This is a genomic window from Rhizorhabdus sp. P4_G6 (assembly GCF_056401045.1).
This window is the reverse complement of the sequence record NZ_JBFUKC010000007.1, coordinates 61,771-75,563: the sequence shown is the minus strand read 5'-3', so window position 1 is coordinate 75,563 and position 13,793 is coordinate 61,771. Positions and strand designations below refer to the sequence as shown.

14 protein-coding genes are annotated in these 13,793 nt (G+C 66.3%); 5 read left to right on the top strand and 9 right to left on the bottom strand.

Annotated features, from left to right (window positions below; genetic code table 11):
* Positions 1–3: 3 nt before the first annotated feature.
* A complete protein-coding gene (locus AC1DPF_RS09670) occupies positions 4–1,908 on the top strand; it encodes an XrtA/PEP-CTERM system amidotransferase (RefSeq protein WP_477960967.1) in 1,905 nt (634 codons plus the stop codon).
* A 25-nt stretch (positions 1,909–1,933) separates the two neighbouring features.
* Here the strand turns inward: AC1DPF_RS09670 and truA are convergent, their stop codons facing one another.
* The gene (gene truA / locus AC1DPF_RS09665; RefSeq protein WP_477869652.1) at positions 1,934–2,674 is read right to left on the bottom strand and encodes a tRNA pseudouridine(38-40) synthase TruA; all 741 of its coding nucleotides are present in this window, start codon (positions 2,672–2,674) and stop codon (positions 1,934–1,936) included.
* On the bottom strand, positions 2,671–3,597 hold the full coding sequence (fmt, locus tag AC1DPF_RS09660) for a methionyl-tRNA formyltransferase (protein ID WP_477960965.1): 927 nt from the start codon (positions 3,595–3,597) through the stop codon (positions 2,671–2,673). The genes truA and fmt overlap by 4 nt, the downstream gene beginning before the upstream one ends.
* A 53-nt stretch (positions 3,598–3,650) precedes the next feature.
* On the opposite strand from fmt, the gene recR reads away from it, so the two are divergent.
* Together recR and def are read left to right on the top strand one after the other, a co-directional pair.
* Positions 3,651–4,247, top strand: a complete 597-nt coding sequence (recR, locus tag AC1DPF_RS09655; protein ID WP_477869656.1) for a recombination mediator RecR — start codon at positions 3,651–3,653, stop codon at positions 4,245–4,247.
* Positions 4,248–4,294: 47 nt separating this feature from the next.
* Positions 4,295–4,828, top strand: a complete 534-nt coding sequence (def, locus tag AC1DPF_RS09650; protein WP_477960963.1) for a peptide deformylase — start codon at positions 4,295–4,297, stop codon at positions 4,826–4,828.
* A 38-nt stretch (positions 4,829–4,866) separates the two neighbouring features.
* Here the strand turns inward: def and AC1DPF_RS09645 are convergent, their stop codons facing one another.
* On the bottom strand, positions 4,867–5,550 hold the full coding sequence (locus tag AC1DPF_RS09645; RefSeq protein WP_477869660.1) for a Fe2+-dependent dioxygenase: 684 nt from the start codon (positions 5,548–5,550) through the stop codon (positions 4,867–4,869).
* A 7-nt stretch (positions 5,551–5,557) separates the two neighbouring features.
* Positions 5,558–6,298, bottom strand: coding sequence for an energy transducer TonB (locus tag AC1DPF_RS09640; RefSeq protein ID WP_477960961.1), 741 nt, complete (start codon positions 6,296–6,298; stop codon positions 5,558–5,560).
* A gap of 132 nt (positions 6,299–6,430) precedes the next feature.
* Here AC1DPF_RS09640 and AC1DPF_RS09635 point away from each other — a divergent pair, with 132 nt between their 5' ends.
* Positions 6,431–8,749, top strand: coding sequence for a ribonuclease R family protein (locus AC1DPF_RS09635; protein ID WP_477960959.1), 2,319 nt, complete (start codon positions 6,431–6,433; stop codon positions 8,747–8,749).
* 9 nt (positions 8,750–8,758) lie between these two features.
* Here AC1DPF_RS09635 and dcd read toward each other — a convergent pair whose 3' ends face one another.
* The 5 genes from dcd to AC1DPF_RS09610 all read right to left on the bottom strand — a co-directional run bounded on the left by dcd (position 8,759) and on the right by AC1DPF_RS09610 (position 12,106).
* Entirely contained in the window at positions 8,759–9,313 is a 555-nt protein-coding gene (gene dcd / locus AC1DPF_RS09630) for a dCTP deaminase (RefSeq protein WP_477960957.1), read from the bottom strand.
* 175 nt (positions 9,314–9,488) lie between these two features.
* Positions 9,489–9,941: a cytidine deaminase gene (locus AC1DPF_RS09625; RefSeq protein ID WP_477869896.1), complete on the bottom strand. Its 453-nt coding sequence runs from the start codon at positions 9,939–9,941 to the stop codon at positions 9,489–9,491.
* Between the two features lie 10 nt (positions 9,942–9,951).
* Positions 9,952–10,434 (bottom strand): UPF0262 family protein, encoded by a 483-nt coding sequence (locus AC1DPF_RS09620; protein WP_477869668.1) that lies wholly within the window; start codon positions 10,432–10,434, stop codon positions 9,952–9,954.
* A 170-nt stretch (positions 10,435–10,604) separates the two neighbouring features.
* Positions 10,605–11,642, bottom strand: coding sequence for an HlyD family secretion protein (locus tag AC1DPF_RS09615; RefSeq protein WP_477960954.1), 1,038 nt, complete (start codon positions 11,640–11,642; stop codon positions 10,605–10,607).
* 5 nt (positions 11,643–11,647) lie between these two features.
* Positions 11,648–12,106, bottom strand: coding sequence for a MarR family winged helix-turn-helix transcriptional regulator (locus tag AC1DPF_RS09610; RefSeq protein ID WP_477869672.1), 459 nt, complete (start codon positions 12,104–12,106; stop codon positions 11,648–11,650).
* A gap of 130 nt (positions 12,107–12,236) precedes the next feature.
* Here AC1DPF_RS09610 and AC1DPF_RS09605 point away from each other — a divergent pair, with 130 nt between their 5' ends.
* The gene (locus tag AC1DPF_RS09605) at positions 12,237–13,751 is read left to right on the top strand and encodes a replicative DNA helicase (protein ID WP_477869674.1); all 1,515 of its coding nucleotides are present in this window, start codon (positions 12,237–12,239) and stop codon (positions 13,749–13,751) included.
* Positions 13,752–13,793: the final 42 nt, after the last annotated feature.

The window sequence follows — 13,793 nt, the reverse complement described above, 5'->3', positions numbered from 1 at the left end:
GCGATGTGCGGCATCGCCGGCATATTCCATCTGCAGACGGCCAAGCCCGTCGACCAGGCGCGCATCCGCGCGATGACCGACGCCATCGCCCATCGCGGGCCGGATGGTGAGGGCGTCTGGATCGCGCCCGGCGTAGGGCTCGGCCATCGCCGCCTGTCGATCATCGATCTCGAGGGCGGCGTTCAGCCGATGGCGAGCGACGATGGCCAATCGGTGCTGATCTTCAATGGCGAGATCTACAATTTCCTGGAGGTGCGCGCCGAGCTCGAGGCGCTCGGCCATGCCTTCCACACCCACAGCGACACGGAAGTGATCCTGCAGGCATGGGAGCGCTGGGGCCCCGATTGCCTGCCGCGGCTCAACGGCATGTTTGCCTTCGCGATCCACGATGCCCGGCGCGGCTGCCTGTTCCTGGCGCGCGACAGGCTGGGCGTGAAGCCGCTCCACTATGCCGAGCTGTCCGACGGCAGCGTGATCTTCGGTTCCGAACTCAAGGCGCTGCTCGTCCACCCGCTGCTGCGCCGGACACCGGATTTCAGCGCGATCGACGATTATCTCGGCCTCGGCTACGTGCCTGACGACGCCTGCATCGTGTCCGGCGTCAGGAAGCTCCCGGCCGGGCATCATCTGTTGCTCAGGCGCGGCATGCCGCTGCCCGCCCCGGTGCAGTGGTGGGATGTCAGCTTCGCCGATCGCGAGCGGGGTTCGGCGGCGGCGCTCCAGGACGCGCTGATCGAGAAAATGCGCGCGGCCGTATCGTCCCGGATGATCGCCGATGTGCCGCTGGGCGCTTTCCTGTCGGGCGGCGTCGACAGCTCGGCGGTAGTCGCGCTCATGGCGGAGATCAGTGCCAAGGCTGTGAAGACCTGTTCGATCGGTTTCGATCATCCCGACTTCGACGAGTCACGCTATGCCGCCCAGGTCGCCGCGCGCTTCGCGACCGATCATCGCAGCCGGATCGTCTCGGCCGATGATTATGGGCTGATCGACACGCTGGTGCGCGCCTTCGACGAACCCTTCGCCGACGCTTCGGCGCTGCCGACCTATCGCGTCTCCCAACTCGCGCGCGAAACCGTGACGGTAGCGCTGTCCGGGGACGGCGCGGACGAAGCCTTTGCCGGCTATCGGCGGCTGACCTTCTTCAACACCGAGGAGAAGATCCGCCGGCTGCTGCCGGCGCGGATGCGCGCCAGCCTGTTCGGAACGATGGGGCACGTCTATCCCAAGCTCGACTGGGCGCCGCAGATGCTCCGGGCGAAGAGCACCCTTCAGGCGCTCGGCCGGTCCGGTGAGGAAGCCTATGCCGACGCCGTCGGCGTGACGGCGCAGCCGCTGCGCCAGCGCATCTATTCGGATGGCGCGCGCGCCGAGCTGCAGGGCCACCGCGCCGAGGATCGCTACATCGCCGCGATGCGTGCGGCGCCGGCACGGAACGGGCTTGACCGCGCCCAATATGCCGACCTCAAGATCTGGCTGCCCGGCGACATCCTCACGAAGGTCGACCGCACCAGCATGGCGGTGAGCCTGGAGGCGCGCGAGCCGCTGCTCGACTATCGGCTGATCGAGTTCGGCGCGCGGCTGCCGGTGGGCATGCGCGCGCGCGGCGCGACCGGCAAATGGCTGATGAAGCAGGCGATGCGGCGCTACCTGCCCGACGATATATTGTTCCGCAAGAAGATGGGCTTCGCCACTCCGATCAGCGCCTGGTTCCGCGGCCCGCTCGCAGCCGAGGCCCAGAGGATCGCTCGGGGCTCCGCGCTGAGCGAGACCGGCTGGTTCGACGGCAAGGCGCTCGACACGATCGTGACCGAGCACCAAAGCGGCCGCAGCGACCATGGCCGGCTATTGTGGCAGCTGATGATGCTCGACAAGTCGCTGTCGAGCCTGTTCGGGGTGGGACGGAGCTGAGAAATCCTCGCCGTGCGCGGAGATCTCAGGAATATACCGCTTCCATGAAGTAGAGCCCATCGGGTGGCGCGTTGAAGCCGAGCCGGGCTCGGTCCCGCGCGTCCAGCGCATCCGACAGGTCGTCCGCGCTCCACTTGCCCCGTCCGACCAGCATCAGGCAGCCGACCATCGAACGGACCTGGTGGTGGAGGAAGGAGCGCGCCGCCGCCTCGATTTCGATGATCTCGCCGTCGCGGCGCACGTCGAGCCGGTCGAGGCTCTTGAGCGCGCTCAGCGCCTGGCAATGGGCCGAGCGGAAGGTGGTGAAGTCATGCGCGCCGACGAGGCGCTGCGCGGCCTCGTGCATGCTGGCTGCATCGAGCTGCGCGGCTACCTGCCAGGCGAGCCCGGCCTCGAGCGTAAGCGGCGCGCGGCGATTGACGATCCGGTAGATGTAGCGCCGGCCGACGCAGGAGAAGCGCGCGTGCCAATCGTCGTCGACCGCCTCGCAGGCGAGGATGGCAACCGGCAGGGGGCGCAGCCGAGCGTTGATCGCTTCACCGAGCCGGAACGGCGTGATGGCGCGGGCGATATCGACATGGGCCGCCATGGCCCGGCCATGGACGCCTGCATCGGTACGGCCCGCGGCATGGAGCGGCGGCGTTTCGCCGGTGATCGCCGTCACCGCCTCCTCGATCGCCTGCTGGACGCTGGGCCCGTGCGCCTGGCGCTGCCACCCCATGAAGGGGCGGCCATCATATTCCACCGTCAGCCGGAACCGCGTCATTCGAAAGATGGCGCCGCGAGATTGGCGCCCGCCGGTATCGCGAAGCCGCGCAGCATCTCCGCGGTGCTCATCGCCGCCTTGCCCGCGCGCTGGACGCGGGTCGGGCGGATCGCACCGGCGATGCACTCCACCGTCAGCCGATCGTCGATCACCTCGCCCGGCGCGGCCAGGCCGTTGGAATCGACGATGTCGCAGGCAAGAATACGGATGCGTTCGCCCGCATAGTCGAACCAGGCGCCGGGCGCTGGATTGAAGGCGCGGATCTGGCGCTCGACCTGCCCGGCGGGTTCGCGGAAGTCGATGCGGGCCTCGCTCTTGTCGATCTTGGGTGCGTAGGTCGATCCGGCTTCGGGCTGCGCGACAGGCGGGAAGGCGGTCATGTCCGCCAGCACCTCCACCATCAGGGCGGCGCCGCTGCGGGCGAGCTCATCGGTCAGCGCGCCGCCGGTTTTCGCATCGACCGGAGTCTCGACCTTGGCGAGCATCGGGCCGGTGTCGAGTCCGCGCTCCATCTGCATGATGGTGACGCCGGTGAAAGGATCGCCGGCAAGGATGGCGCGCTGGATCGGTGCGGCCCCTCGCCATCGTGGCAGCAGCGAGCCATGGACGTTGACGCAGCCGAGCCGCGGCGCATCGAGGATCGCCTGCGGCAGGATCAGGCCGTAGGCCGCGACCACGGCGACATCGAGATCGAGCGCGGCGAAGGCCGCCTGTGCCTCCGCATCGCGCAGGTTGACGGGATGCCGGACCGCCAGGCCCAACGCCTCCGCGCGGGCCTGGACGGGAGAGGGCAGCACCGCCTGTTTCCGTCCGGCGCGGCGCGGCGGCTGGCAATAGACCGCGACGATCTCGTGCCCCGCCGTGACGAGCGCGTCGAGCGTCGGTATGGCGAAGTCGGGGGTTCCCATGAAGGCGATACGCATCGCTCCTCTGAAACGCTTGCCATGCGATGATGCAAGCCCATATCGATAAGCGCATGGCATCTCCGGAAATCGAGACACTGACGCAGGCGCTCGCGAAGCTGCCCGGACTGGGCCCGCGCTCGGCGCGCCGGGCGGTGCTGCATCTGCTCAAGAAGCGCGAAGGTGCGATGGCGCCGCTGCTGCGCGCGCTGGAGGCAGTGAACGAGAAGCTCACCAGCTGTCATCTGTGCGGCAATGTCGACACCAGCGACCCTTGCGGCATCTGCAGCGATCCGCGCCGCGATGCGCGGATGCTCTGCGTGGTCGAGGAGGTCGCCGATCTCTGGGCGCTCGATCGCTCGCGGCTGTTTCCGGGGCGCTACCATGTGCTCGGCGGGCGGCTCTCGGCCCTGGACGGCATCCGGCCCGAGGATCTCTCGATCGACCTGCTGATCGGCCGGGTGACGGCGGGCGGGATCGATGAGGTGGTATTGGCGATGAACGCCACTCTCGAAGGCCAGACCACCGCCCATTATATTGCCGACCGGCTGGACACCCTGCCGATCCGGCTGACCCAGCTGGCGCATGGCCTGCCGGTCGGCGGCGAGCTGGACTATCTGGACGAAGGGACGCTGGCGCAGGCGCTCAGGGCAAGGCGTCCGGTGTCCTGAGCGCCAGCCACCTTGACGATTCGGCCCCGATTACCTAGCTCCACAGGATGGCCATCCGTCCTATCCTCGAAGCGCCCGACCCGCGGCTGCGCACCATCTCGAAGCCCGTCGATGGCATCGACGATGAGCTGCGGGCACTGATCGCCGACATGTTAGAGACGATGTACGACGCGCCCGGGATCGGCCTCGCGGCCATCCAGATCGGCGTGCCCAAGCGGGTGCTGGTGATCGATCTTCAGGAGCAGGAAGACGCGGAGGGCAAGCCGATCCGGCAGCCGCGCGTGTTCATCAACCCCGAACTGTTCGATCCATCCGACGATCATTCCGTCTATAATGAGGGCTGCCTGTCGGTGCCCGACCAATATGCCGAGGTCGAACGGCCGGCGGTGATCCATGCGCGCTGGCTCGACGAGCAGGGCTTGCAGCATGAAGAGAAGCTCGAGGGCTTGATGGCCACGTGCCTGCAGCATGAGATGGACCATCTCGAAGGCATTCTCTTCATCGACCATCTGTCGCGGCTGAAACGCGACATGGTGCTCAAGAAGCTGGAAAAGGCGCGCCGGGCCAACCGCGCGGCCTGACTGCCGCCGTCACTCCGGCGAGGTTTACGGCTTGGAGATCACGCCTCGGCCCAGCGCCGCAGCAGATTGTGATACACACCGGTCAGCTTGATGATCGCCGGGTCGTCCTGGCCGCGGTCGAGGGCGATCGTCTGGATCGCGCCATCTAGGTCGAACAGCGTCCGTCGCGCGCCGTCGTCGCGCACCATGCTCTGGATCCAGAAAAAGGCGCAGAGCCGCTCGCCGCGGGTGACGGGCGTGACATGGTGCAGGCTGGAGGATGGATAGACGACCAGGTCGCCCGCCGCGCCCTTGGCGCTATGCGTGCCGAACAGGTCCTCGACGACGAGTTCGCCACCGTCATAGCTGTCCGGATCGGAGAGGAAGAGCGTGGCTGACAGGTCGGCGCGGATACGGAAGTCGCTGCCCCGCTTCACCCGGATCGCGCTGTCGACATGAGTGTCGAAGCGGTCGCCAACACCATAAAGATTGAACAGCGGCGGAAACACCTTGAGTGGCAGGGCCGCGGCGATGAACCGGGGGGCGCCGCCGAGGGCATCGAGGATCGTCGAGCCAGCGTCACGCGCGGCAGCGGAGTTTTCGGGCAGCTGACGGTTCCGCTTGGCGAGCGCCGATTGATGACCGGAGGTGTCGTTCCCGTCGATCCATTCCGCAGCGGTCACGAGATCGCGGACATGATCGAGGGTGCGGCCCTGCAGCACGCCGGGAACAGCCAGCATCATGGCGAGGTCAGCTCTTCAGGACGAACGGGATCGACATGATGCCACGCACCGCGACCGCGGCGCCGTCGCGGATCATCGGCTGCCAGCGCCAGCCGCGCGCAGCCAGCAGCGCGGCCTGATCGAGCCGGTCGAAGCCGCTGCTCTGCGCGATGGAAACCTGTTCGACACTGCCGTCGGTGCCAATCAGGAGGCGGAGCTGCACCGTGCCCTGCTCCCGCTTGCGGCGCGATTCCACCGGATAGCGTGGCGGCTTGCCCTCGATCATTCGCGCTTCGAGATCGCTCACGCTCATCGGGCCGGCCGATGGCTGAACGACGGGCACCGGCTTCGGCGGGCTCGGCGTCACTGCCACCAGGATCGGCGGTGGCGGCGGCGCTACCGTCTGGACGACCTGCGGAGGCGTCGTCACCGGCTGTGGCTCGATCTTCTGCTCGACGACCGGTTCGGGCTTGGGGCGCTCGACGATCGGCGGCGGTGCCGGTTCGGAGATGAGGTCTATGACCAGCGGGGCCGGCTTCGCCCTTGCCACCTGGATGACATCCAGCTTGACCAGGGCAACCAGCGCAGCGGCATGGAGCACGATTATCGTGACGATCATCGGCCAGTTCGGACTGCTCCGCTCGCCATAGGCGAAGCGTGGCTCGACGGGGCGGATCAGCATCTGGCCGCGTGCAGGATCGGGCATGTCGACAAAGAAGAGCGCTTCGCTCTCCAATCCCGCTCTCCGATCGAGTGTTGCGTGCATCATCAGACCTGCCGACTCCTGTCGATGTCGATGAGCTAGCGGCATTTAGATTGCAAATCAATCGCAATAGCGTTTGACGGATATCGAACTGCGGCAATCAGCACGCGTGACGAATGCGTCCGCGGCACCTATGTCATGGCGATGCCTCGCTCCTTTTCCCCCGGCCTGCCGAGCCGCGACCAGATCCTCGATTTCATCGCGAAGTCGGACGTCCCCGCCGGCAAGAGGGAAATCGCCCGTGCCTTCGGCTTGCAGGGCAATGAGAAGATCGCGCTCAAGGCGCTGCTCAAGGACATGGCCGACGAAGGGCTGATCGACAGCGCGCGCGGGCGCGCCTTCCATAAGATGGGGGGCATTCCCAAGGTCACCGTGCTGCGCGTGACCGACGTCACCGATGAAGGCGTCGCGCTGGCAGTGCCCGAAACCTGGCATGGCGAAAATGGTCCTCCGCCGCAGTTGCGGGTCAAGGAGCTGCGCGGCCGCAAGGGGCCCGCGCTCGGCGTCGGCGACCGCATCCTGGCGCGCACCGAGGAAGCCGGCCGCGGCTGGATCGCCCATCCCATGAAGAAGCTCGCTCGTGGCGAGGAACTGATGCTGGGCGTGCTCCACCGCGAGGGCGACAAGCTGTGGCTGCGCCCGGTCGACAAGCGCGAGAAGCGCGACACCCTCGTCTCCGACGCGGGCGATGCGGATGCGGGCGACCTGGTGCTGGCCGAAAAGGCCGGCCGGCCGCCGCGGATCACCGCGCGCGTGACCGAGCGTCTCGGCGATCCGTTCGCGCCGCGCTCGTTCAGCCTGGTGGCGATCCACAAGCACGGCATTCCGGATGTCTTCCCCGAAGCGGTGCTGGAAGAAGCCGAGCTGGTCCCGCGGCTCGACCTTGGCGAGGACCGTGAGGACCTGCGCGACCTGCCGATCGTCGCGATTGATCCTGCCGATGCGCGCGACCATGACGATGCGATCTGGGCAATGCCCGACGATGACCCAGCCAATCCCGGCGGCTTCAGGGCGATCGTGGCGATCGCGGACGTGTCCTTCTACGTGCGCCCCGGCTCCGCGCTGGACCGCGAGGCGAAGAAGCGCGGCAACAGCGTCTATTTCCCGGACCGGGTGGTGCCGATGCTGCCCGAAGAGCTCTCGGCGGATATCTGCTCGCTGAAGCAGGGCGTCGATCGCGCCGCGCTGGTCTGTCACCTGACGGTCAAGGCCGATGGCACATTGGCGGGCTGGCGCTTTACACGTGCGGTCGTCAGGATCGCGGCGAACATCGCCTATGAGGACGCGCAGGCGGCTATCGACGCCGCCACCGGAGCGACGGACTGGGATCCGGCGCTGGTCGATACCGCGCTCAAGCCGCTATGGGCGTGCTGGAAAGCGCTGTTCAACGCACGCGAGAAGCGCGAGCCACTCGATCTCGACCTGCCGGAGCGACGCGTGGTGCTCGACGAAAAGGGGCGCATCCTGTCGGTGGCGCCGCGCGAGCGGCTCGACGCGCACCGTCTGGTCGAGGACTACATGATCGCGGCCAACGTCGCGGCCGCCAAGGCGCTCGAGGCGAAGAAGGCTCCGGTGATGTACCGGGATCACGAGCCGCCAAGCCGCGAGAAGCTGGTCGCGCTCAAGGATTATCTGGCGACCTACGACATGGAATTCGCGCTGGGGCAGGTGGTGCGTCCCGCCACCTTCAACCATATCCTGGGGCGTATCACCGACGAAGCCGTCAAGCCGCAGATCATGGAGCAGGTGCTGCGCTCCCAGACCCAAGCCTATTACGCACCCGCCAATACCGGCCATTTCGGACTCGCTCTGGGCAGCTACGCGCATTTCACCAGTCCAATTCGGCGTTATGCCGATCTGCTCGTCCATCGTTCGCTGGTCGGCGCCTACCGGCTGGAATGCGGCAAGCCCAAGCTCGTTGGGCCAGGCCGTTCCGGCGACATACCGGCCAGGACGGCCCTGACCGAGGACGAGGCCGAGCGGATGACCGCGATCGGCGAGCTGATCAGTCAGGCCGAGCGGCGCGCCATGGAAGCGGAGCGCGACACCATCGACCGCTATGTCGCGGCTTTCCTGTCGACCAAGATCGGCGAGATCCTGGATACGCGGATTACCGGCGTGCAGCCGTTCGGTTTCTTCGCGACCGTCGAAGGTCTCGGCGGTGACGGACTGGTGCCGGTTTCGACGCTCGGCGCCGAGCGCTTCCGCTATGACGAGGCGTCGCGCTCGCTCGAAGGCGAGGAAAGCGGGGAGCGCTACTTCCCGGGCATGAAGCTCAGGCTGCGGCTGGTCGAGGCCAGCCCGATCAACGGTTCGCTGCGCTTCGAGCTGGAGGAAGGCGCGAACCATCTGCCGATCCGCGGCGGTGCGCGGCGGGACGGCAAGGGCAGGGCGCGGCCGATGACCGGCAGGCGAGGGCGGCCTTCGAACATCCGCCACAAGGGCGGACGGCGGTAATGGACGGCGTCAAAGCTTCGGCAGCGTCACGCCCTGCTGGCCCATATATTTGCCCGCACGGTCAGCATAGCTCGTCTCGCAGGGTTCGTTGCCCTGCAGGAACAGGAACTGGCAGGCGCCCTCATTGGCGTAGATCTTGGCCGGCAGGGGGGTGGTGTTCGAGAATTCGAGCGTGACATGGCCTTCCCAACCCGGCTCGAGCGGCGTCACATTCACGATGATGCCGCATCGCGCATAGGTCGATTTGCCGAGGCAGATGACGAGCACGTCGCGCGGCACGCGGAAATATTCGACCGTGCGCGCTAGTGCGAAGCTGTTCGGCGGGATGATGCAGACCTCGGTCTCGCGGTCGACGAAGCTGTTCGAGGCGAAGTTCTTCGGGTCGACCGTCGCCGAATCGACATTGGTGAAGATCTTGAACTCGGGCGCGACCCGCGCGTCATAGCCGTAGGAGGAAAGACCATAGCTGATGCAGCCGTCGCGCCGCTGGGCCTCGACGAACGGCTCGATCATGCCGTGCTTTTGCGCCTGTTCTCTGATCCACTTGTCCGACATGATCGACATTCGGCTGAAATCCCTTTCACGCGGCCGTCCTGATAAGCGGCCGCCATCGTTCATCGTCATGCTGAACTTGTTTCAGCATCCACCGCTTCACTTGAGGATGGCCCTAGATCAGGAGTGGATGCTGAAACAAGTTCAGCATGACGGCAAGGTTGCTGAGACGCGGCGGCGGTAGACCCTATCTTATGCCGAGATCGGCCGGGCCGAAGGCGTGCGGCAGCAATTCGGACGCTCGATAATAGGCGAACGCACTGCCATCGGCCGCTCCGCAGTAGATGTCGATGTCCTGTCCGCCGAGATCGGCGGCCTCGTTGATGATCTGCCGGCAGCGCCCGCACGGCATGACGAGGTCGGAGCCGCTGATCGTCCTGTCCGCGCCGAGCCGGCCGCCGATGACTCCGATCGCGACGATGTCGCGCAGGTGACCGCGGCTGTTGGCGGTGGCGATCGCGACGGTTTCGGCGCAGAGCGATAGGCCGTAGCTGGCATTTTCGAAATTGGCACCGGTGATCACTTGGCCGTCCCCGAGCAGCACCGCCGCGCCAACGCCGAAGCGCGAATAGGGCGCGTGGGCGTGGCCGGCAGCCTCGCGCGCGGCGTCGATGAGGACACGGCCGGCGACTTCGCGCATGTCGACCGGTTCAGCCACGGATATGGAGCACGCAGATCAGCGTGAAGAGGCGGCGCGCAGTATCGAAGTCGACGTCGATCTTGTTCTCCAGCCGATCCTTGAGAAGTTCTGCCGCATCGTTGTGGATGCCGCGCCGGGCCATGTCGACCGTCTCGATCTGTTGCGCCGTGGAACTCCGTATGGCCTGGAAATAGCTGTCGCAGATTGCGAAATAATCCTTGATCGGACGACGGAAGCTGCCGAGCCCGAGGATAAGCGTTTCAAGAAGTTCGCCGCTTTCAGCGGTGATGTCGATCGCCAGCCGCCCTTCCTCGACCCGCAGCTTGACCCGATAGGGGCCGGCATAACCTCGCGGATAGGGCTTGAGCGGCTTGAAGTGGTTGGCTTCGAGCAGATCGAAGATCGCCACGCGTCGCTCCTGCTCGACATCGGCGTTGCGCCAGATGATCGTCTTCTCATCGAGATCGATGGCGATGATGCGCGGATCGGACATGCGGCTGTTGGCCATAGAGGGTGATCGGCCGGGGTGGAAGCGCTTTGCGCTTCCGCGGCAGGCGGGAAAACCAGTCGGTTCGGCCGGTCTGGACCAGGCCGGTCGATAAAGAGAAGCCTGCAGAACCTTGCGGTCCTACAGGCTTCCAGTTTGCCTCTTGGGGGAGGAACTCAATCGGCCACGTGGACCGTCACATGGGCGCTCCAGCCGGCCACCAGCGGCCGGTCGAGCTTGTCGTCGATCTGGATGCGCACCGGCACACGCTGCGTGACCTTCACCCAGTTGCCGGTGGCGTTCTGGGGCGGCAGCAGCGAGAATTGCGAGCCGGTGCCGGCGTTGATGCCGATGACATGGCCTTTGATGGTGCGCCCTGGAATGGCGTCGACCTCGATGTCTGCACGCTGGCCGATTCGCATCTTGTCGAGCTGGGTTTCCTTGAAGTTGGCGTCGATCCAATAGCCGTGGTCGCTGACGATGTTGATGAGCGGCAGCATCTGAACCGCAATCGTGCCAGGCGAAAGCTTGTCGGCCTGGCTGATTACGCCGCTGATCGGAGCCCGAACCTCGGTACGCGACAGGTCGAACCTGGCTTTGTCGCGCGCTGCCATGGCGGCTTCGACGACGGGGTGGCCGCCGGCTCTGGAGACGCCGAGCACGGCCCGGGCCGACTCGGCTTCGGAAGCAGCCGATGCCTGCTCGGCTTGCGCGGCAGCGAGCCCAGCCTTGGCCGCATCATAGTTGGCACGCGTGGTGAAGCCGCGCGCGAGCAGCTCCTGCTGGCGGCGGAAGGTGTCGCGCGCGAGGCTGACGTCCGACACGCTCTTTTGCGTGTCGGCCTGTTTGGCGTGATAGGTGCTCTGGAGCTGGGCCACCGACAGTTCGGCGTTGCCCACCGCGGCCTCGGCCTGCATCAGCGCGATCCGGAACGGCTCGGGATCCACGCGGAACAGCAGATCGCCCTGGTTCACATGCTGGTTCTCGGCAACATAGACCCCGGTGATGCGCCCGCCGATTTCCGAGCTCACCTCGGCGACATGCGCGTTCACCTGAGCATTGTCGGTCGAGACGGTGCGCCCGCCGGATAGCCAGAAGTAGAGACCCACGAACAGCAGCAGCGCCGGTACCGACACCATGGCCGCGAGACGGCCCAGGCGGCGGTCCTTGCCGGCGGTGACGCCGAGCTCCGCGTCCGCGGTGATGCTGCTCATCTCGTTCACAGCTGTGCCTCGGCGCGCGGTAGCTCGATCGGATCCTCGTCCTGGCGAATATGGTCGCGCACGGAGATGAGCAGATCGGTCAGGACCAGGCGCTGCTCCGCCGACAGCGGCGCGAGCATGTTTTCCTCCATCTCGTGGGCAATGGCCTCGAGCTCCCCGACGAGCGGCATCGCCCGCTCGGTGAGGTGCAATCTCCATACGCGACGGTCGGAAGGATCGGCGCGGCGCTCCACGAACCCGGCCTCCGCCAGCCGATCGACCATGCGGCACAGGGTAATGCGCTCGACGTCCAGGCGTTCGGCCAGCTCGCTCTGCGTGCAGCCATCGATCCGCGACAACATGATCAGCACCCGCCACTGCGCGCGCGTGATGCCCCGGGAACGGGCGCGCGCATCGAACCAATATCGCGACCGGCGCGCGATATCGTGCATCAGAAACGAAATATTGCGACTCATATCTGGGAGCATGCTTACATTATGGACGCTTGCAACATTTAAGACAAGCAGAATCGATCCACAGATCCGTCCCCCGAACTTTTGCGCGACGCCGCTTGCGGCAGGGGTGCTTCGCGCCGATAATCGCGCCATGCTCGAGCCTGTCAGACATATCGCTCCCACCGGGGCCGAGGCACCCGCCTTGCCGCAGAACATCGAGGCCGAAGCGGCGCTGCTGGGCGCTATCATGATCGACAACCGGCTGGCCGAGGACATCCAGATCAGGCTGCGGCCGGAGCATTTCTTCGAGCCGTTGCACGGCCGGATCTATGAAGCGATCCTGCGCCTCCTCGATCGGAACATGCTGGCCACGCCGGTGACGCTGCGGCCGATGTTCGAGGGCGACGCGGGGATGCGCGAGCTGGGCGGCCCTGGCTATCTGGCCCAGCTGACGGGCAGCGGCGCAGCGTTGATCGGCGCCCGCGACTTCGCCAACCAGATATATGACCTGGCCCTGCTGCGCGCGCTTGTCGGCGTCGGCCGCGAGATGGTCGAGCAGGCGCTCGATACCTCCGATGATGTCGACCCGAAGGCGCAGATCGAGCAGGCCGAGATCCAGCTCTATCGCGTCGCCGAGCAGGGCGGCGAGGAGGGCAGCGTCAAGACGTTTGGCCAGGCGACCAAGGTCGTGATCGAGATGGCCAGCGCGGCGCTCAACTCGGGCGGTCATGTCGCCGGCCTGACGACGGGGCTGGAGCGGCTCAATGCCAAGATCGGCGGTCTTCATCCGTCCGACCTGATCATCCTCGCCGGCCGCCCCGGCATGGGCAAGACCTCGCTGGCCACCAACATCGCGTTCAACGTGGCTATCCGCTATATTCGTGACCAGCAGGCGGGCATCGAGAAGTCGGTGGGCGCGCCGGTGGCGTTCTTCAGCCTCGAAATGTCGGCGGACCAGCTGGCGACCCGCGTCCTGTCCGAGCAGGCGGAGATCAGCGCCGAGCAGATCCGCATGGGCAAGATCAGCCATGCGGAGTTCACCACTTTCGCCCGCGCGGCGCAGGATCTCGAAGGCCTGCCGCTCTATATCGACGACACGCCGGGCCTGACGATCGCGGCGCTGCGGACCCGCGCGCGGCGCCTCAAGCGGCAGCGCGGCATCGGCGTGATCGTCGTCGACTATCTCCAGCTGCTGCAGGGCTCCGGGCGCAGCGCGGACGGCAACCGCGTCCAGGAGATCTCCGAGATCAGCCGCGGCCTCAAGACGCTGGCCAAGGAACTCAACGTGCCGGTGATCGCCTTGTCGCAGCTCAGCCGCGCGGTCGAGCAGCGCGAGAACAAGAAGCCGGTGCTGTCGGACCTGCGCGAATCCGGATCGATCGAGCAGGATGCCGACATGGTGTGGTTCGTCTATCGCGAGGATTATTACCTCAACCTCATCCGTCCCAAGGAAGCGTCGATCGCGGTCGGCGACAGCGCGGTCGAAGTGACGGCCTTCGAGGAATGGCAGCAGAAGATGTCCCGCGCCCATAACCGCGCCGAACTCATCATCGCCAAGCAGCGCCACGGCTCGACCGGGACGATCCCGCTCAAGTTCGAGAGCCGGTTCACCAAATTCTCCGATCTCGCCGACGAAATGTACGGCAGCCAGGACTATGACGACTAGGCGAGACTAGCCGCATGACAAGTGCGCGCGGATGTGGTTTGC